The 18,650-nt window shown below is 71.2% G+C and carries 15 protein-coding genes; all 15 read right to left on the bottom strand.

Annotated features, from left to right (window positions below; genetic code table 11):
* Positions 1 to 16: 16 nt before the first annotated feature.
* Genes AB0M70_RS31455 through AB0M70_RS31385 form a run of 15 tightly spaced genes read right to left on the bottom strand, consistent with a single transcriptional unit; the run spans position 17 to position 18,647 of the window.
* Positions 17 to 1,351 (bottom strand): glutamate-1-semialdehyde 2,1-aminomutase, encoded by a 1,335-nt coding sequence (locus AB0M70_RS31455; RefSeq protein WP_365825222.1) that lies wholly within the window; start codon positions 1,349 to 1,351, stop codon positions 17 to 19.
* 7 nt (positions 1,352 to 1,358) lie between these two features.
* Complete coding sequence (locus AB0M70_RS31450; RefSeq protein WP_365825220.1) at positions 1,359 to 1,910, bottom strand: dTDP-4-dehydrorhamnose 3,5-epimerase family protein; 552 nt, start codon at positions 1,908 to 1,910, stop codon at positions 1,359 to 1,361.
* The gene (locus tag AB0M70_RS31445; protein ID WP_365825218.1) at positions 1,907 to 3,133 is read right to left on the bottom strand and encodes a polysaccharide pyruvyl transferase family protein; all 1,227 of its coding nucleotides are present in this window, start codon (positions 3,131 to 3,133) and stop codon (positions 1,907 to 1,909) included. The genes AB0M70_RS31450 and AB0M70_RS31445 overlap by 4 nt, the downstream gene beginning before the upstream one ends.
* On the bottom strand, positions 3,130 to 4,077 hold the full coding sequence (locus AB0M70_RS31440; protein WP_365825215.1) for a glycosyltransferase family A protein: 948 nt from the start codon (positions 4,075 to 4,077) through the stop codon (positions 3,130 to 3,132). Before AB0M70_RS31440 ends, AB0M70_RS31445 begins: the two co-directional genes overlap by 4 nt.
* Positions 4,074 to 5,357 carry a hypothetical protein gene (locus AB0M70_RS31435; RefSeq protein ID WP_365825213.1) on the bottom strand — a complete coding sequence of 428 codons (1,284 nt, stop codon included), beginning with the start codon at positions 5,355 to 5,357 and terminating at the stop codon, positions 4,074 to 4,076. The genes AB0M70_RS31440 and AB0M70_RS31435 overlap by 4 nt, the downstream gene beginning before the upstream one ends.
* A 5-nt stretch (positions 5,358 to 5,362) precedes the next feature.
* A complete protein-coding gene (locus AB0M70_RS31430) occupies positions 5,363 to 6,640 on the bottom strand; it encodes a DUF4910 domain-containing protein (protein ID WP_365825211.1) in 1,278 nt (425 codons plus the stop codon).
* The gene (locus AB0M70_RS31425) at positions 6,637 to 7,662 is read right to left on the bottom strand and encodes an SDR family oxidoreductase (RefSeq protein WP_365825209.1); all 1,026 of its coding nucleotides are present in this window, start codon (positions 7,660 to 7,662) and stop codon (positions 6,637 to 6,639) included. Before AB0M70_RS31425 ends, AB0M70_RS31430 begins: the two co-directional genes overlap by 4 nt.
* A 3-nt stretch (positions 7,663 to 7,665) precedes the next feature.
* Complete coding sequence (locus tag AB0M70_RS31420; RefSeq protein ID WP_365825207.1) at positions 7,666 to 8,328, bottom strand: PIG-L deacetylase family protein; 663 nt, start codon at positions 8,326 to 8,328, stop codon at positions 7,666 to 7,668.
* Positions 8,325 to 9,119, bottom strand: coding sequence for a glucose-1-phosphate cytidylyltransferase (locus AB0M70_RS31415; protein ID WP_365825205.1), 795 nt, complete (start codon positions 9,117 to 9,119; stop codon positions 8,325 to 8,327). The genes AB0M70_RS31420 and AB0M70_RS31415 overlap by 4 nt, the downstream gene beginning before the upstream one ends.
* Positions 9,116 to 10,372 carry a class I SAM-dependent methyltransferase gene (locus tag AB0M70_RS31410; protein WP_365825203.1) on the bottom strand — a complete coding sequence of 419 codons (1,257 nt, stop codon included), beginning with the start codon at positions 10,370 to 10,372 and terminating at the stop codon, positions 9,116 to 9,118. Before AB0M70_RS31410 ends, AB0M70_RS31415 begins: the two co-directional genes overlap by 4 nt.
* Positions 10,373 to 11,608, bottom strand: a complete 1,236-nt coding sequence (locus AB0M70_RS31405; RefSeq protein WP_365825323.1) for a glycosyltransferase family 4 protein — start codon at positions 11,606 to 11,608, stop codon at positions 10,373 to 10,375. It abuts the gene before it with no gap.
* A gap of 2 nt (positions 11,609 to 11,610) precedes the next feature.
* Positions 11,611 to 12,912 carry an O-antigen ligase domain-containing protein gene (locus AB0M70_RS31400; RefSeq protein ID WP_365825201.1) on the bottom strand — a complete coding sequence of 434 codons (1,302 nt, stop codon included), beginning with the start codon at positions 12,910 to 12,912 and terminating at the stop codon, positions 11,611 to 11,613.
* A gap of 1 nt (position 12,913) precedes the next feature.
* Positions 12,914 to 14,446 carry a right-handed parallel beta-helix repeat-containing protein gene (locus AB0M70_RS31395; protein WP_365825199.1) on the bottom strand — a complete coding sequence of 511 codons (1,533 nt, stop codon included), beginning with the start codon at positions 14,444 to 14,446 and terminating at the stop codon, positions 12,914 to 12,916.
* Positions 14,447 to 14,460: 14 nt separating this feature from the next.
* Entirely contained in the window at positions 14,461 to 16,446 is a 1,986-nt protein-coding gene (locus AB0M70_RS31390) for an alginate lyase family protein (protein ID WP_365825197.1), read from the bottom strand.
* Entirely contained in the window at positions 16,446 to 18,647 is a 2,202-nt protein-coding gene (locus tag AB0M70_RS31385; protein WP_365825195.1) for a bi-domain-containing oxidoreductase, read from the bottom strand. Before AB0M70_RS31385 ends, AB0M70_RS31390 begins: the two co-directional genes overlap by 1 nt.
* Positions 18,648 to 18,650 lie beyond the last annotated feature (3 nt).

The following is an 18,650-nucleotide window of genomic DNA, read 5'->3' as shown; positions in this document are numbered from 1 at the left end:
GCCGCGACGGCCCGCGTCACGCCAAGCGGCGGAACACGGGCTTGACCGGTCGCCCCGCGAGCCAGGCAGTGGGGTCACCGGCGTCAAGTGCCTTGCGGTAGACGGCGCATGCCTGGGCCACCACCTCGACGGTGCGATCGATGTCGGCGTCGCTGAGCGCGCTGCTCACCACGAACGACGGGGCGAGCACCCCGCCCGCGAGGAGGCGGCGCAGGAACAGGGTGCGGTAGGGCTGCGACGGCTGCCGGTTCTCGTCGAGGGTGGCGAACACCAGGTTGCTGGCCCGGCCCCGGACGACGACATGGTCACCGACGCCCATGCCCGCCGCGGCCTCGCGGACCCCGGCGGCCAACCGCCCGCCCAGGGCGTGCAGTTGGGCGGTGACGCCCTCCTCGGCATAGGTGGTCTGCACGGCCATCGCGGCGGCCAACGCATGTGTCTCCGCGCCGTGCGTGGTGGACAGCAGGAACACCCGCTCGTCGGAGTGACGCAACCCGCCCCGCTCCATCAGCGCGCGGCGCCCGGCAAGCGCGGAGACGGCGAATCCGTTGCCCAGCGCCTTGCCGAACGTGGAGAGGTCGGGGACGACGCCGTACAGCCCCTGGGCGCCCGCCTCGGACCAGCGGAAGCCGGTGATCATCTCGTCAAAGATCAGCACGCAGCCGTGCCGGTCGGCGAGAGCGCGCAGGCCTTCCAGATACCCGGGGGGCGGCTCGGCGTGGCCCGCGGGTTCGAGGATCAGGCAGGCGACGTCGTCCTGGTACCGGGTGAGCAGTTCCTCCGTGGCGGCCAGGTCCCCATAAGGGAACGCCACGGTGAGCTCGGTGGTAGCCGCCGGAATACCGGCGGACATCGGCGTGGTCCCGATGAACCAGTCGTCGACGGAGAAGAACGGATGGTCGCCGCAGATGGCCACCCGCCGGCGCCCGGTGACGGCGCGGGCCAGGCGCACCGCGGCGGTGGTGGCGTCGGAGCCGTTCTTCGCGAACTTCACCATCTCGGCGGTCGGCACGGTGGCCAGGAAGCATTCGGCGGCATCGAGTTCCACGATGGACGGCCGCACGAAGTTGCTGCCCCGGTCGAGTTCGCGCCGCACCGCCTCGACGACACGCGGGTGGGCGTGGCCGAGGCTGACCGACCGCAGACCGGAGCCGTACTCGATGTAGCGGTTGCCGTCGACGTCCCACACATGGGCGCCCTGGCCGTGGCTGATGACCGGGGCGAGGTTCTCGGGGTACTGGTCGTCGCCCTTGGCGTAGGTGTGCGCGCCGCCCGGGATCAGCGCGTGCAGCCGCTCGTTCGCCGTACGCGACCGGGGCAGGTCGAACTCTTCCGTGTCTTGAGTGGTCACGCCGGTGTCACCCTTCCCTCTGCTTCAGGACCTCGGCGAGGCTTGGCGCCTCCCGGTCCCTCGACGACATCGATGTGGGCGGCAGCGGCCACGGAATGGCGAGCTCCGGGTCGTCGAAGGCGATCGTGACGTCCTCCGCCGGATCGTGCGGACGGTCGATGCGGTACGAGGTGTCGGCGGTCGCGGTCAGCGCCTGGAAGCCGTGCGCGCACCCCGCGGGGATGTAGAGGGTCACCTGGGTCTCGCCCGACAGCTCGAAGAACGCCCGGTTGCGGTACGTCGGGGAGTCCTTCCGCAGGTCGACGACGACGTCGAAGATCTGCCCGTACGAGCACCGCACCAGCTTGGCCTCGCCGGCGCCGGAGCGCAGATGCATCCCGCGCAGCACGCCACGCACCGAGCGGGACAGGCTGTCCTGGAGGAAGGCGTCCGGGTCGAGGCCCACCGAGCGGACCACGTCGGCGTCGAAGGTGCGGCAGAAGAAGCCGCGTTCGTCGGCGTACGGCGTCGGCTCGAACAGGTACGCGCCGTGGATCTCCGGGACTTCGGTCGCTTTCATGTGGCCTTCCGCAGGGTGTGGTCGTTCGTCGGGAACAGGGCCGCGGACAAGGCGGTGAACTGGTCCTCCAGTCGCCGGGCGGCGAGCAGATTCTGCTCGGTGAGGTCCCGCCGCACCTCGGCCGAGCCCTGCTCCAGCGCCCGGAACTGCTCGAGCAGCCGTGCGGTGTCCACCTCGCGGGCCGGGTGGCAGTACGCGCCGAGCCCCATCCGCGCCATGAGCGCGTCGCTCTTGGCCGAGTAACTGATGGCGAGGGTCGGTGTGCCGACCTTCAGCGAGCAGATCAGGTTGTGGTAGCGGGTCGCCACCACGGTGTCGGCAGCCGTCATCTCCTTCATCAGGTCGTCGAGCGAGGCCGTCTCGGCCTCGGTGACCAGCGGTGAGTCCACCGCGTCGAGGATGGCGGCGACCACCGGCCGGTCGAGTTCGTCGCCAGTGACCAGGCGCACCGGCCTGCCGTCCTCGACCAGCGCGCGCACGAACGCGGTCGTCCCCTCCATGTAGCGGCGGTGGATCTCGGCGGCTCGGGCACGCTCGTCGTTGCTGCCGTGGAAGTCCATGACGCCGACGCAGACCGGGCCCGGAGCTCCCGGGGAGGCGCTCGCGGATGGTGTCGGCAGGGCGAACACGAGGTCTTCGTAGACCTTGTCGCGGGCGGTGTCCACGCCCATCGCCCGCATCGCGTCACGGGACTGTTCGTCCCGGTAGGACCGGTAGGAGGCAAGCCGCGCCGACCAGCGCACCAGGGCCCGGGTCGGCCGGTTGCCGATCCTTCCGGCGCCGACGCTGACCAGCGCGACCCGCGTGCCGAAGAGCCGGCCCGTCGCGCAGAGCAGGAACAACGAGTAGGGGAAGCCCCACGGCCGCAGCGGCAGGGTGGTCTCCAAAACGCCCGTGCCCGGCACGATCACCACGTCGTGCCGGCGCACCCAGGCCGCGGTGCGGACGACGTCGACGAGTTTGCCGAGCCCCTTGGTCGCGATCGCACCCGCACGGGACGCGGTGCGGTACTCCCCGCGGTTCCAGTTCATGCGCGTCGCGGGGATCCGGTACCGGGTCGTCACGTCCTCGGGGCCGCCGCACAGCGCGTCCACGACCGCCTTGGGGTGCTCGGCGCGGAGGTACCCGAGCACGGCCTCGAGCGACCCGTCGTTGCCGACATTGCCGGAGCCGAGCAGGCCGAACACCCCGACACGCACCGCAGTCTTGTCTCTGGACGTCACCCCTGCCTCCCTTCACGGCCGGCGACCAGGGCGTCGACGGAGACGGTGATCAGGTCCGGATCGACGGGGGCGCGGTCCTCGACCCGCTCGCCGGTGCCGGGCCGGGTCCGGCTGGTCATCCAGGCGGCCAGGTGCCGGTAGCAGGCGCGCCGGTCGGCCGCGGACAGCGGCGCCCGTTGGATGGCCGAGACGAAGCCCCAGACGTACTCGGCAAGAAGCCGCGGCGTCGGGTGCAGCGGGCCCGCCCGGCGCGGGTCCAGGTTGACGCACCGGGATCGCTTGGACGGATTCGCCCGCTCGGCGCGGGTGGGGTGGTCGCGGCGGAAGAACAGCAACTCCGGCACCTGGTGGAAGGGCCCGTGCAAGGCGATCTCGGCGACGAAGGTGCGGTCCGCGTGGTGGTAGCTGTCATGCGGCTTCACCCGGCGCAGCACGTCGGCCCGCAGCACGCCGTAGAAGTCGTCGCCGCCGGGCTCGAACAGCATGCTGCGGAAGCGCTCCGGCGCGCGCGGCGAGTCGGTGGCCAGCGTGTACTCGTAGGGCACCGTCACCTTGCCGTCGCCGTCGATGACGGCCTGATCGGCGTGCGCGAGGACCACTTCCGGACGCTCGTCGAGCGCCTCGACGCAGCGCCGCAGCAGATCCCGTGCGTACAGATCGTCGTGCGAGGCCCACTTGAACAGCTCGCCGTGGCACTGCGTGAAGACGTAGTTGTGGTTCGGCGCGGCACCGATGTTCTTGAGCAGCCGGATGTAGCGGATGCGAGAGTCCCGGGCGGCGTAATCGCGGCAGATGTCCTGGGTCTTGTCGGTCGATGCGTTGTCGGTGATGACCAGCTCGAAGTCCTCGTAGGTCTGGCCGAGCAAGGCGTCGAGCGATTCGGCGAGGTACTCCTCGCCGTTGTAGACGGGCAAGCCGATGCTCAACCGGGGATGGGCGGTCATTGCGTCCTCACTTCGGGAATGGGGTTCTCGCGGCGCTCGCGCAGAGCGGACCGCAGTTGCTGCCACCACACGGCGGAGCTGCAGGCGGCCGCGGCGGCAACGCCCCAGGCCGACCCGGCCGTACCGGCCAGGACCGCGCCGCCGAGCCCGCCGCAGACGTAGAAGGTGGAGGCGAACAGTTGACAGCGCAGGCTGCGCCGGGCCGCGGCGAGCGCGCGCAGGCCGGCCGCCGCGCCGGTGCCGAGTCCGGCGCCCGCGACGCCGAGCGTGACCGGCACGATGATCGCCGAAGCGGAGCTCCAGACGTCACCGAGGATGAGCTCGCCGAGCCGGTCCGGCATCAGGAGCAGCACCGAGCCCCACAGCAGCGCGCCGATGGCCTGGCCGACGCCGAGGTAGAGGCAGAACCTGCCGAGCCGGTCCGGGGCCTGGCGCAGCATCCGCGCCGCCTCCGCGACGGTGACCAGCGTCAGCCCCATCAGTACGGCGAGGAACGGGCCGAGGAGCAGCTCGGCGCCCCGGATCACCCCCACCGCGCTGACCGCGACGATCACGCCGAGCCCGTACGCCCGCAGTTGGCTGGCGCCGCTGACGCCGACGTTCTCGATCAGGTACCGGTAGCTGAGGTCGCGGTGCTCGTGGAGCCACTCGCGTCCTTGGGTGAGCCGGGGCCGGATGCCGGACTGGAGACAGCCGTACACCGCGGCCACCGTCGCGGACGCGCCCCAGGCGAGCACGAAGGCGGTCACGGTGCCCACGCGGGCCGCCACCACCATGGCCGGCACGAGCGCGATGCCCCACACGACGTCGTTGACGAACGCCTTGCGGCCGTTGCCGGCGGCGAAGAACGAGTACCGCCAGGCGTCCTGCAACAGCAGCCCCGGCAGCATGATGCCGAGGCCCGCGAACGCCGGCCCCACATCGCCGCCGAGAGCGAGGCCCACCGCCAGGCACACCGCGCCGATGACGGCACCGACACCGACCGCGGTACCCGAGGACCGGGCCACCGCCCCGCGCCAGGACGCGTCCGACACACCGCTGAAGCGGACCACGAGCGGGTCGGTGGCCAGTCCGCGGGAGACGCTGAGGACCACTCCGTAGGTCACCCAGGCCAGGCTGAACACGCCGAACGCGTTCAGCCCGAGCGAGCGGGCCACGTAGATCCCCACCGCGAAGTTGGACAGGCTGGAGGCCGCCTGGTCGGCCAGGCCCCAGGACAGCCGGCCGAGGATGGCCCGCCTGGCGGTGGGCCGGGCCGTCTTCTCCTCCCCGGTGGTCATCGGCGTCACGCTTTGATCAGCCCGGCGGCGTGCAGGGCGTCGGCCGCGACGGCGACGGCGTCGAAGGCCAGCCCGGACCGCTCGGCGACATCGAGCAGACTGTGCTCGCCGTCGGAGAGGTTGAGCACCCAGAGCATGGCCATCTGGGCCTGCTTGGTGTCGCTGCGGCCGCCGAGCGCGTCGTAGAGCCCGCGCCGGCCCAACTGTGGTTCGCCGTACGGGCTGAGATTCAGATAGCGCCGGTTGCGGTCGAGCACCGCGAACGCCTCGCGGCAGACGGCGAGCGTGTCGGCCATCGCCTCCGGGAGCACGAAGTCCGGGTTGTCCGCCGACGTGTGGTACTCCGGGTACTGCGAGTACGGGGTCCTGCTGAGCGAGCCCACGCCGAGGTTGAACCCGGGGGAGCAGTACTGCCGCTCGTCGTAGCCGTAGGGAGTGAACTCGGTGACGCTGTGCGGGCGTTCGGATGCGGTCAGGACGTGCTGCAGCACCCGGTCGATCTCGGCGTCGCCGCGCCTGCTCTGCTTGTAGGTGAGCTGGCCCGAGTCACCGGCGCAGGCCAGCACCAGGCCGTGCTTGATCTGCTCCACCCGCTCCTGGTTGCGGGCCAGCCAGGTGATGGCCCCCACGGTCCCAGGCGCGAAGATGAACCGGTAGGTGTAATACGGGTTCGTATCGGCGAGCGCCCTGGCCAGGAACGTCGCCACCGCGATGCCGGCCAGGTTGTCGTTGGCCAGCGACGGATGGCAGACATGGCAGGAGACGATCACCTCGTCGGGCACCTGTCCGGGGACCACGTGCTCGGCGTAGGTGAGGTGCCCGTCCGCGAGCGTGGAGTCGACACACACCTCGTACTCGCCGTCCGGCAGCGCGTCCAGGGTCTCCTGGGCCAGGCAGAAACCCCATTCCGGCTTGTAGTAACTGGTGCGGTACGGCACCCAGCTCGGCTGCTCCGGCAGGGTGTGCAGGTGCCCGCGCAGCTCCTCCAGCGGCATGGTCGTCGGGGGCACCGGCACGCTGTAGCCGAGCACGTGCAGGCTGGACGCGGCGAAGTCGACGACCCGGTTGCCCGCGCTGTCGGCGACGTACGCGTCCCGGATGTTCCACTCCTGGGGCACCGTCCAGTCGAGCACCTGCGTCCCGGTCGGCACCTCGTGCACCTGCAGCGGGATGTACTCGCCGACGATGTCCAGGGTGGCGCGCACACCGTCGCCGGTGATGCTCCGGCAGAGCGGGTACAACCGCTCCACCAGAGCGTGCATCTCCTCGCCGGCCTGGGTCATCGGCGCCACCGCAGGGTGTCGTCGACGGTGCCGGCCTCGGACGCCGCGCTCAGCACGGCGAGGCGGGTGAAGCGACGCTCGAAGTCCTCCCGCGTCAGCCCGAACTTCCGGTAGGCGTCGGCGAGTTCGAGCGCGCCCTGCTTCACCGTCCACTCGCAGTCGAAGCCGGGAATCGCGGCGCGGAACCGGGAGAAGTCCACCCGGTAGGACCGCGGGTCGGCGCCGTTCTCGCCGGTGATCCGCACCTTGGCGCCGGACACCGCCTCGGCGACCTGCTCGGCGATCTCGGCGACCGTGACGTTGTTGACCTCGCTGCCGATGTTGAACGCCCGGTCGTGCACCGCTTCCCGGGGCGCGTCAAGGGCGGCCGTGAAGGCCCGCGCGATGTCGGCGGCGTGCACCAACGGGCGCCAGGGAGTGCCGTCGGAGAGGACGAGCACCTCGCCCGACAGGAGGGCGTGGCCCACCAGGTTGTTCAGCACGATGTCGGCGCGCAGCCTGGGGGAGTAGCCGAAGGCGGTGGCGTTGCGCATGAAGACCGGGCTGAAGTCGCCGTCGGCCAGCGCGTGCAGGTCGTCCTCCACCCGCACCTTGGACTCCGCGTACGGCGTCACCGGCCGCAGCGGGGCGTCCTCGCCCACCAGGTCCCCGCCGCCCGCGGCGCCGTACACCGAGCACGTGGACGCGTACAGGAAGCGCCGCACCCCGGCCTCGCGGGCCAGCCGCGCCAGGTGCACGGACGCGTGGTGGTTGATGTCGTAGGTGAGCTGTGGCGCGAGGGATCCCAGCGGGTCGTTGGAGAGCGCGGCCAGGTGGATCACGGCGTCCACCCCGGCCACGTGTTCGGCCGTGACGTCACGCAGGTCCGCCCGGTGGCCCCGCGGGTCCGCGGGCGGCGGGCCGAGCACACAGTCGGCGAACAGACCGGCGTCGAGGCCGACGACTTCGTGTCCGGCGGCCGTGAGGACCGGGGCCATCACGGTGCCCAAGTAGCCCTGGTGTCCGGTGAGCAGTACGCGCAAGGTTCATTCCCCCTGGTCGAAAGTGCCGAGATCGAGCGTGAGTTTGGTGACGGCGAACGCCTCGGCGTACCGCGCGTGGCATTCGATGCCCCGGATGCGTGCGAGACCGAGGAAGGCCTCCCGGTCGTACCAGGGCCGGTGCCGCTGCGAGGGGTAGTGCTCCTGCAGCAGCCGCACCTTCTGTTCGGCGATCTCCGGCGACAGCGGCTGGTATGCCGTCATGCGGCCGAGATCGCCGTCCCACTTGACGATTTCGTAGGACAGCACGAGATGGTCGCGGAACGCGGTGGTCATGAGCTGGGCCAGACCGCGGTGGTCCTGGTGCGCGTCGTCGGTGCGCGGGGCGAGGACGAGATCCGGCTCGGTCCGCTCACGCAGGTCCTCGACGGCCGCCTTGGCCTCGTCCCACTGCGCGGGCAGCCGGCCGTCGGCCAGCTTGAGCACGGTCAGGCGCAGATCGGCGCCGGGACAGAACGCGGCGAGCGCGGCCTGTTCCTCCTGCTCCCGCTCGCCGCCACCGCCGGTGAGCACCAGCGCGTCGACGCGGGCACCCGGCCGTGCCCGGCACAGCGCGAGCAGCGTGCCGCCCGCGCCGATGGCGATGTCGTCGCAGTGCGCGCCCACCGCGACGATCCGGTCCAGGTGCCCGGACCCGAGCCGGATCACGCGCCCACTCCGGCGCTGTCCCGCTCCCACACGGCCCACGGCCGGTCGCCCCGTGCGTAGGCGTCGTCGAGGGCGGCCCGCTCCTTGACGGTGTCGGTCGGCTTCCAGAAGCCGCGGTGCTGGTGCGCGGCAAGGCGTCCCTGCTTGGCCAGTTGGGCGCATCCGTCGGCGACCAGGTCGCCGTTCTCCGGTATGTGGTCGAAGACCTCCTGGCGGAGCACGAAGTAGCCGCCGTTCTCCCACATCGGCAGTTCGCTCACCGGGGTGATGCCCCCCACCAGGCCGTCCGCGCCCAGCTCCACGCAGTGGAAGGAGGACTGCGGCGGCACCACCATCATCGACGCGCCCGCGTCACGCTGCGCGAACCGGTCGATCATCTCGGGCAGCGGGGCGTCGGTGAGCACGTCGGCGTAGTTGGCGAGGAACATCTCGTCGCCGTTCAGGTGGTGGCGCACCCGGCGCAGCCGCTCTCCGATCGGGGACTCGATGCCGGTCTGCGCGAACGTGATCGTCCAGTCCGAGATGTCGGTGGAGAGCAGTTCGGTCCGGCCGCCTCGCAGCACGAAGTCGTTGGACGTCGTCTCCTCGTAGTTGAGGAAGAAGTTCTTGATGTGGTGGGCGCCGTATCCCAGGCACAGGATGAACTCGGTGTGCCCGAAGTGCGCGTAGTAGCGCATGACATGCCAGATCAGCGGCCGTGGGCCGACCATCGCCATCGGCTTGGGCACGTCGTCGTCGGCGCCGCTGCGCATGCGCATCCCATAACCGCCGCAGAAGAGTACGACCTTCATGCTGTGCCCCCCGAGGCGCCCTCGACAATGCTCAGTTCCGGAATGGGAAAGACAAGGCGGCCGCCCCACTCGTGCACGTAGGACAGCTGCTCGACCAGCTCGGCCCGCAGGTTCCACGGGAGGATGAGGACGTAGTCGGGCTTGTCGGCGGCTATCTGCTCGGGCGGCAGGATCGGGATACGGGTGCCCGGGGTGTACCTGCCGTGCTTGTACGGGTTGCGGTCGACCGTGTAGGCGAGCAGGTCGGGCCGGATGCCGCAGTGGTTGAGCAGGGTGTTGCCCTTGCCCGGGGCGCCGTAGCCGACGACCGTCTTGCCCTCCTCGGCCGCCGTGATGAGGAACTTCAGGAGGTCGCGGCGCACCTTGGCCACCCGGGCGGAGAACTCCGTGTACCCGGAGAGATCCTGCAGCCCGGCGGCCTTCTCCCGGTCGAGCACCTCGGCCACCCGCTGGGACGGCTCGCCGGCCGCCTCGGTGGGGCGGGCCCACAGCCGGATGGACCCGCCGTGCGTGGGCAGCAGCTCGACGTCCACCAGGGCGAGTCCGCCGCTGGCCAGCGCGCGGATCGCGGAGGCGACCGTGTAGTACTGGAAGTGCTCGTGGTAGATCGTGTCGTACTGGTTCTCCTCGATCAGGGTCAGCAGGTGCTGCACCTCGATGGAGACCCAGCCGTCGTCGGCGACCAGGGCGCGCAGCCCCTCGGTGAACCCGACCACGTCGGGGATGTGCGCGTACACGTTGTTGGCCACGACCAGGTCCGCCGGGCCGTGTTCGGCGCGGACGGCCGCGCCGGTGGCCGGGCTCAGGAACTCCGTGAGCGTGGGCACACCCGCGTCGCGCGCCGCGGCGCCGACGTTCACCGACGGCTCGATGCCCAGGCAGCGGATCCCCCGGTCCACCACGTGCTTCAGCAGGTATCCGTCGTTGCTCGCGACCTCGACCACGAAGGCGTCGGAGCTGTCGGCGCCGAGTCCCACACGCTGGACGGCGTCGGCGACGAACGTACGCGCGTGCTCCACCCAGGAGGTCGAGAAGGACGAGAAGTACGCGTACTCGCTGAACGTGTCCTCCGGCGTGATCAGCGGAGGGATCTGCGCGAGCCAGCAGTCGGTGCAGACCCGCAGATGCAGCGGATACGCCGGTTCAGCTTGTTCCAACTGGTCCGCGGCGAGGAAACTCTCGCACGGCGGAGTCGCCCCCAGATCGACGACGCTTGCCGTCGCGTCCGAGCCGCAGAGTCGGCATCGAGACATCTACTTCCCCCCATTTCTGCTCGCGGCGGTGCCCCCGCCGCGAGTCAGTGCTGACCGCCCCGCGATCGCGGCGCGGTACCCCTCCACCAGGCGTTCGAGACCGACGGCCGGGCTGAAACCCTGCTCGTATCGGTGTCGGCCCGCCTGGCCCATCTCCTGGTTCCGCGCCGGATCGGCCGTGATCCGGCGCAGACAGGACGCGAGTGAGCCGGCCTCACCGGGTCGGTGAAGCAGCCCCGTCACCCCGTCCTCGACGAGTTCGACGAAAGCGCCGTGACCGGCGGCGACCATCGGGACCCCCGCCGCCATCGCCTCCACGACCACCAGGCCGAACGCCTCCAGCCACGTCGAGGGAGCCACCACGGCCACCGACCGTGCGATGGCCTGCCGGCACTGGGCAGGGTCGTACAGGCCGACGTAGCGCACGTCGTCCCGGCCAGCGGCCCAGGTGGTCACCTCGTCCTGAAGCGGTCCCGTGCCGGCGATGACGAGCGGCACGCCCACCCCACCGGCCGCGGCGATCGCGTCCCACGCGGCCATGAGCAGCCGCACGCCCTTGGTCTCCGCGAGGCGGCCGAGATAGAGCACGTGCTCGCCGGCGCCCGAGCGGCGGGCGTCCGGGTCGGGCACGAAGTTGTGCTTCACCACCAGACGCTCGGCCGGCATGCCGGCCCGCACCAGGACGTCGCGCTGCGCCGCGGAGATGCAGAAGAACCGGTCCACGCCGGACCACCAGCGCCGCCGGTTGACGACCAGGCTGACCGCGAGCGGCACCGTCGCAAGCCGGGAGTCGCGGTAGCAGCCGTGCCGGACGGCGGGCAGCGGCGTTCCCCCGACGCACTCGGTGCACGGCCGGCCGTCGCGCTGCAGTGTGCCCGGCGGGCAGATCTGGGTGTAGTTGTGCAGCGTGGCCACGACGGGCACGTCCACGTCGGCGCAGGCGGCGATGACCGCGGGCGACAGGAGCGGGAAGACGTTGTGCACGTGCACCACGTCGGGGCGTGTGGCGCGCAGCCGGGCGGCGAGCTCCGTGCGGACCGCCGGGTTCCACGGCACGGTCAGCGGCACTGCGGCCTTGGCGGGCAGGGACTTGGCGCCGATGGAGTCGCTGCGCCGCTCGAACACCTCGACCCGGTGGCCTGCCGCGCGCAGCACTTCCGTCTCCTGGTCGACGACGTTGTTCTCGCCGCTCGGCTGCGCCGAGGAATAGCGGTTGTGCACCACGAGGACGTGCATGCTCACAGTCGCCTCCGATCCTGGGCCCAGCGCGGGATACGGCGTCGGGGAACTGCGGGCTTGGCGAGGGGCGCGGCTGCCGGCGGAGCCGCCAAGAGCGAGGCGGCCAGGGCCAGATGCAGCAGATACGGCGAGGCGTCTCCGAGACCGGCCTCGGTGTACGACGCGATCGCGCAGTAGCTGATGAGGAAGATCGCGCAGGCCCTCGCCAGCGACGGCGGCCGCAGCAACGCGACGCCGCCGAGGATGACGATGAGCGCCGCCACGAGGGTGATGCCGGTCCAGCCCTGCTCGTGGTAGACGGCCAGCCAGCTGTTGTCGATCGGCAGTCCGCCGAACGACTTGTCGCCCAGGCCCATGCCGAACAACTTCTCTCCCGTCGTGCGGGGTGCGGCAAGGAGGGCGTCCCAGACCTTGGCCCGCCCGGTCAGGCTGGTGAGGTACTCCTGGCTCTGGCCGCGCAGGAACCACGCCCGCAGCAGGGGAGCGAAGCCCACCGCGGCCACCGTGGTGACGACCACCGCCCAGGTGAAGAACCGGCGGGCGGCGGCGCTGGTCAGGACGAGCGAACCGATGGCGAGGGCGAGCCCGATGAGCATGCCGAGCGTGGCCGTGCGGGTGTGGGTCAACGCGAGCAGGACGAGCGAGGGCACGATGATGACCGCCGCGCTGACCCGGTCGGTCCGGCGCCCCAGGAGGAGCAGCACGGTGAGCCCGATGATCACCGCGGCGTACTGGCCGATCTGGGGCGGCGTGAGCGGCCACAGCGCTCCGACGAGCCGCCCGCCGTAGACGTCGGGCATGGCCGCGCCCGGGGAGATGACCGCGCCGGCGATGACCGACCCGAGCACCGCGAAGTAGATGCGGATGTGGTGCCGGACGAACGTCTCGCTGCCGTCCCACCAGCGGCTGAGCAGCCACAGCGTGCCGATGAAGAGAGCGAAGCGGGTGCAGCGGAACAGGGCGCCGAATCCGGACACCAGTTGCAGGCTGGAGATCACGCTCGGCACGAGCAGCAGGGTGAGCAGCAGCAGGAAGGCGCTGGCGTGGATGCGCAACCGCCAGTTGAGCGCGAGTGCCAGCGTGAACGCGAGGACCAGCGCGCCCATGGTGACCAGCTGGATGAGGGAACGGGGCAGCGGGATGACGGTCTCCGCCCCGGCGGAGCCGAGCGTGTTGAGGATCAGCAGCCCCCACACGGTCCCGACGAGCTTCGGCGTGCCGGTGCGCGGTTCGACGCCGGGCCGCGCGCCCGTCGTGTCCGTCTCGCCCGGCAGCCCGTTCTGCCGCAGGTCCTGGCTCATCTCAATCACCGTCCGGTACGCGTACACGCAGGGTGCTGCTCACGTCCTGCTCGTACGGCGTGTTCTGCCACTGCCCGAAGTCGAGCACCTGGCTGGGGTCGTGGGCGACGAACTTCCACGGCCCGATGTAGACGTTGTCGCGCCAGCGGTTGCCCTGCTTGTGGGTGATCGCGTCGGCCACCCGGTCGCCCTTGTACGGCGACCACTTCGGGTAGGTGCCGTAGTTGGCCAGGACCGCCATGCGGTCGCACATCGCCGCGCACTTGACGACGGACTTGTTCAGCACGAAGCGGTTGTCGTGGATGTCCACCCGCTGGGTCTTCCAGCGGCAGTCGGCGTAGAGCGGCTTGGTGGCGATCTTCGGCTGTGCGCAGCGGTCGGTGTTCTTCTCCAGCAACGTGCAGTCACCGGAGGAGGTGTTGGCGGGGCTGTTGCAGAACCGGTCGGCGTTCTCCCACAGGGTGATGCCGGACCAGTTGTCCTCCATCAGGTTCCGGTAGACCTCGATCTTGTCCGTGCGGGCCCGGACCCGTGGTTCGCCGCCGGACTCCGACAGGTAGAGGGTGGCGAAGGGAAACTTGTCGCCGCCGGAGGCTCCTCTGCGGCCCTCGACCCAGTTGTTGCGCCGCATGGTGTTCTTCCGGATGACCGCGTTGTAGCTGGTCTCGTAGATGAGCGCGGCACCGTCGTTGGCCTCCAGGACGTTGTCCTCGATGCGGAAGTCGTTGTTGTTGGTGTCCGCCCACAGCCCGGTCCCGCGGTTGTCGTGCACCCAGTTGCCACGGATGTCGGCGCCGTCGACGGCCCAGAACTTGACGCCTCCGGTGCAGCCGCAGCCTTCCCGGCGCTTCTCCCAGTCGCCGGTGTTGTTGCCCACGATCTCGTTGCCCTCCACCACCAGATCGCGCAGAGGGCCGGTGCCCTTGTAGGCGTTCATGCCGTACTGCCCGTTCTCGCGCAGGCAGTTGCCGCGGACCTGCTGGCGGGCGCCGGCCATGAGACCTGCGCCGGAGTTGTGCTGGATGGTCGAGTGCTCGATCACCCACCCGTCGGCTGAGTCATGGTTGACCACGCCCTGGTCGTGCGGCGCGACGAAACCCTGCACGGTCAGATGGCGGATGGTGACGTCGCGGGCGTCGCCGCCGAACGCGTACTGATTCTTCTTCCGGCCGTCGAGCACCGCGCCCGGCGCGCCGAGGTAACGGTTCCCCTTCTTGGGGATGATCTGGGCGTGGCGGTCCGGTTCGAGCCGGTGCTTGCCCGGCCGAAGCCAGAACGTGGTGCCCGCGGGGCTGCTCTTGGTCTTCGCGGCCAGGTCGTTGAGCACCTTGGGGTCGACGGTCACCGCGCCCGCCGGTGCTTTCGCCGGCCCGGCCTGGGGCTTGGCGCACACCTTGGCCACGGCTCGCGCCCCGGACTTGGCCGGCGCGGAGGTCTGCTCCGTCCGGTCGCCCGGCGAGCCGTCGCAGCCGGTCGCCACCAGGACGGCCAGCGCCGCCGCCGGTAACGCCCAGTTCCGCCACTTCATCCCCACAGTCCTCTCTCCCCCTAGCCCCGGAACCTGAGCACGGTCGTGAACCCCTGTGTGCCATCGGCGAAACCGGTGCCGATCAGTGTCGTGGCGGGTTCCTTGCGCCCGAATCCGGCGGAGTACCAGCCAAGGGGCGGTTCGCTCTCGCCGTGATGCGCGCGCCATGACAGTTGCTCGGGCAGGTCGAGCACCGCGAAGCGGTCCTCGCCCTCGCGGGTCCAGGTCAGCACCGCCCAGTTCCCCACCAGGTCCGCGGCGATCGCCGGCCCGAGGTGGAAGGCCAGCCGTACCGCCGCCCGGCGCGGGCCGCGTACCTCGTCGACCACCCGCAGCTCGTGGCTGGCGGCATTGAGTTCCACGCGGCGGCGATGTGTGGAGCGCCCGTATCCGTCGTGCTCGGCACTCCAGCGGGTCACCCCCTCGTCGGAGGTGTCTGTGACGTCCGCGGTCAGGACGCGGGTGCGGGCGTGCCGGGTCCAGAGGAACGGGCCGCCGGAGACGGACTGGTCGGCGCCGTCCAACTGCAGCGTGTTGTGGCCGAGGGTCGAGCGGAAGTACTGCCGCCACTCGGGCTGCCCGTGGTAACAGAACGTCCCCGGGTCGGCGAGCACGTCGACCCCGTCGTGACGGACCTCCACGGACAGCGCGTCCGCGTGGGCGTGCGCGGCGATCGACAGGAAGCCGTGCGGGCCGCCGTCGCAGCGGCACCAGATCTCCTCCGGGCCACGCAGGATGGTCATGCCCGCGTCGGCGAAATGGCCGGGCCTGCTCGCGGGCCGGGACACGGCCGGTGAGCTTCCCTCCTTCGCGCTTCCCTTTTTCGCGTACGGCCGGATCAGCGCGGCGAGCAGCGGGGTGCGCACATCGCTGCCGCTCACCGCGGGCCACCAGGGGAGCCGTCCGAACACGGCGTCCCCGGTGGCGAGCAGCGAGGCCCAGCGGTCGGTGCCCGCGCCGTCCACGACCAGACCGTGCCCGTCGTCCGCATCCCCCTGGCGCGGCGGGCGCAGGCGGTTGTCCACGATCGCCGCGAGCGCGTCGGTCATCCGCAGCAGCACCAGGCGCACCGTTGTGGGGACCGGCACGCAGGCGGCATCCGCCTCGGCCACGGCGGCCAGGCCGAGCTCGAGGACCAGGCCGTGATATTCGGTGGCCAGCTCGCGGTTGAGGCCGGAGTGGTAGGTGTTGGCGCGCAGGTGTCGTTCCAGGGACCGCAGCGCCTCGTCCCGCCACCGCGCCGAGGAGGGGAACCAGCCGAAGGCGCAGGCCGCGGCGAACTGCCCTGCGGCCTCGGCGATGATGTGGTTGTTCGCCGAGGAACCCCGGCTGGGGAAGGCGGCCAGCCAGCGCTGATGGTGCCAGATCTGGTGCAGCGCCACCGGGTTGGCCTCGAAGAGACCGGCCGCCCCCGACCACCCGTCGAGCAGCCTGCGGACCCACACCCAGGAGAGCAGCCGGATGCCCAGTTCGATGCCGCTGATCCAGTGCACGCCGCGAAGCGGTGGGTTGGCCGCCCACCACGAGCGCAAGTGCTCGGCCACACGCTCGGCGTACCGCTCGTCCCCGGTGACCGCGTAGGCGGCGGCCAGCACGGTGAGGTACTGATGCCGGGACAGCTCCCAGATCTGCTTGATGTCCCCGACCGCGTCTTCGTTGCGGTAGGGCACGTCGAAGGCGTAGCCCCACGGAGCCCGGCGCCCGGTCTTCGGGTCGTGCCACCAGTCGGGGTCGGCCAGGTCGTCGCGGACCACGCCGAAGAACTCGACGTGCCCGGCCATCAGCCGGTCCGCCTCGGCGACGAGACGTTTCGCGGCCTCCGGCGGCACGGCGCCGATCGTCCCCGCGGGCAGCACCGCGGTGAACCGGGCGCCGGTCACGGTCGGGCAGGTGGGCCGCGCCGCACGCCACCGCCGCCTGCGCACCGTGTCGCCCACCCGGCCGCCGACCTCCCGCGGCCCCATCCGGGAGAGCCGCCGCAGGTACCAGCCCGCGCTCGAGGTCATCACGCCCTCGCCAACATCACCGGCGCACCGCCGGCCAGGCCGGCCGGCACGGCCAGGGTGGCGGCCGTGGTGGCGACGAGGGACTCCAGTGGCACCGGCATCGGCCCGCCGGACCGCACGGCCTTGACGAACGAGGCCAGCTGGGCTTCCTGGCCCTTGTCCCGGGCCTTGGGCAGCCGCGAACTGACCCACCGCTTGCGCCCGGCCGTGCCGTCGAAGTACACCGAGGCACGCACGAAGTCGTCGAGCCGCAGCGCCCGCCCGTCGGCGACCAGGTCCAGCGTCTCCTTGGGGAAGCCGGACGGGCCGGTGGTCACGTAGCTGATGGTGGCGGTGGACCCGTCCGGGTAGCGCAGCACGACCTGAAGGTCGTCGTTGCCGGACGAGGCGACCGTGTACACCGACTCCGGGTCGGCCCCGAGCAGCCAGCTCGTCGTGTCGATGAAGTGGCCGCCCTCGCCGATGAACCGCGAGCCCTCGGTGCCCTGTTGGAGGTACCAGCTGCCGTGCCCAAGGCGGCCTGCGTTGACCAGATAGCGCAGGTTCGCCGGGCCGGTGCGGGCGCCGAACTGCTTCTTGGCCTCCTGCAGCAGCGGCGCGAAGCGCCGGTTGAAGCCCACCTGCAGCCGGTCGTTGCCGGACTCCTCCACCGCCGCGAGTACGCCGGCGAGCTCGTCCTCGGTCAGTGCCAGCGGCTTCTCCACGAACACGGCCTTGCCGGCAAGGAGGGCCTTGCGGGTCAGTTCGGCGTGCGAGCTGTGCCGGGTGACCACGAACACCGCGTCGATGGACGCGTCCCCGAGCACCGCGTCGAGATCGGTGGTCGCCTCGGCGAAGCCGAACTTGCGCTGCGCGTTGGCTCCGGACAGCGCCGTCGTGGTGACGACGGTCGACAGCCGTACGCCGTCGCGCTGTGCCAGGTGCGGCAGCAGCATCGACGTCGCGTAGTTGCCCGCGCCGACGAACGCCAGGCGCACCGGCGTGGCGGCCCGGCCCGGCGTGGACACGCGGCCGCCGGTCCGCTTCACCGCGGGCACGGCCACCGACGGGGCCACTGCTTCCGGCGCGGCTTCCGTGTCGCCGGGGTAGCGGAACAGCACGGCCACGGCCTTCAGGTCGCCGTCCTTCAGGCTCTGGTACGTCTCGACGGCGTCGTCGAAGTCGGCTATGTGGGAGATCAGGGGCTCCACGTCGACGCGGCCGCGGGCGACGAGATCCAGGAAGCACGCCAGGTTGCGGCGCTCAGTCCAGCGCACGTAGCCGATCGGGTAGTCGCGCCCCTCCAGCTCGTACTCCGGGTCATAGCGCCCGGGGCCGTAGGAGCGGGAGAACCGGACGTCGAGTTCCTTCTCGTAGTAGGCGTTCCACGGCAGGTCGAGGCGGCACTTGCCGATGTCGACGACCCGGCCTCGGTCCCGGCAGAGCCGGGCGGCCAGCTCGACGGGCTGATTGCTGGCGCCGCCGGCCGCCAGGTACACCTGGTCCACGCCGTGCCCGCCGGTCAGCTCGGCGACCGCGCTCTCCACGGCCGCGGAGGACGGATCGCCGCAGGCCGCGGCCCCCACGCGCTCGGCGAGCTCACAGCGCACCGGGTCGGGGTCGACGCCGACGACGCGGACTCCCGACGCGGTGAGCAGCTGCACCACCAGCTGTCCGATGAGACCCAGGCCGATGACCAGGGCCACTTCGCCGAGCTGCGGCTCACCCTGGCGGACGCCCTGCATCGCGATGGACCCGACGGTGCCGAAGGCCGCGTGCCGCGGCGCGAGGCCGTCGGGCACCGGGGTGTAGAGGTTCCTGGGCACCCAGTTCAGCTCGGCGTGCAGCGCGTGCTCGTTGCCGGCGCAGGCGACGAGGTCACCGACCTTCACGTCATCGATCCCGGCGCCGACCTGCTCGACCACCCCGCACAGCGAGTAGCCCAGAGGCGTGTAGGAGTCCAGCTTGCCCATCACCTTGCGGTAGGTGGCGGGCACCCCGTTGGTGGCCACGCTCTGCATGACCTTGGCCACCTGGTCCGGCCGGGAGCGGGCCTTGCCCACCATCGACATGCCGGCCTCGGACACCTTCATGAGCTCGGTTCCGGTGGAGATGAGCGAGTAGGCGCTCCGCACCAGCACGCCGCCCGGCTTGCACCCCGGCACCGGCACGTCGAGCAGCGCCAGTTCGCCACTCTTGTAGTTCTGAACGACCTGTTTCACCCG

Source organism: Streptomyces sp. NPDC051214, assembly GCF_040682375.1.
In the GTDB taxonomy this organism is placed as follows: Bacteria; Actinomycetota; Actinomycetes; order Streptomycetales; family Streptomycetaceae; genus Streptomyces.
Note: the sequence above shows the minus strand (reverse complement) of the source record. Positions and strands in the feature narration are given on the sequence as shown.

Excerpts from the sequence above, each read along its gene's own strand:
- AB0M70_RS31450 (WP_365825220.1), bottom strand. The coding sequence starts at position 1,910 with ATGAAAGCGACCGAAGTCCCGGAGATCCACGGCGCGTACCTGTTCGAG.
- AB0M70_RS31440 (WP_365825215.1), bottom strand. The coding sequence starts at position 4,077 with ATGACCGCCCATCCCCGGTTGAGCATCGGCTTGCCCGTCTACAACGGC.
- AB0M70_RS31435 (WP_365825213.1), bottom strand. The coding sequence starts at position 5,357 with ATGACCACCGGGGAGGAGAAGACGGCCCGGCCCACCGCCAGGCGGGCC.
- AB0M70_RS31430 (WP_365825211.1), bottom strand. The coding sequence starts at position 6,640 with ATGACCCAGGCCGGCGAGGAGATGCACGCTCTGGTGGAGCGGTTGTAC.
- AB0M70_RS31415 (WP_365825205.1), bottom strand. The coding sequence starts at position 9,119 with ATGAAGGTCGTACTCTTCTGCGGCGGTTATGGGATGCGCATGCGCAGC.
- AB0M70_RS31410 (WP_365825203.1), bottom strand. The coding sequence starts at position 10,372 with ATGTCTCGATGCCGACTCTGCGGCTCGGACGCGACGGCAAGCGTCGTC.
- AB0M70_RS31405 (WP_365825323.1), bottom strand. The coding sequence starts at position 11,608 with ATGCACGTCCTCGTGGTGCACAACCGCTATTCCTCGGCGCAGCCGAGC.
- AB0M70_RS31400 (WP_365825201.1), bottom strand. The coding sequence starts at position 12,912 with ATGAGCCAGGACCTGCGGCAGAACGGGCTGCCGGGCGAGACGGACACG.
- AB0M70_RS31390 (WP_365825197.1), bottom strand. The coding sequence starts at position 16,446 with ATGACCTCGAGCGCGGGCTGGTACCTGCGGCGGCTCTCCCGGATGGGG.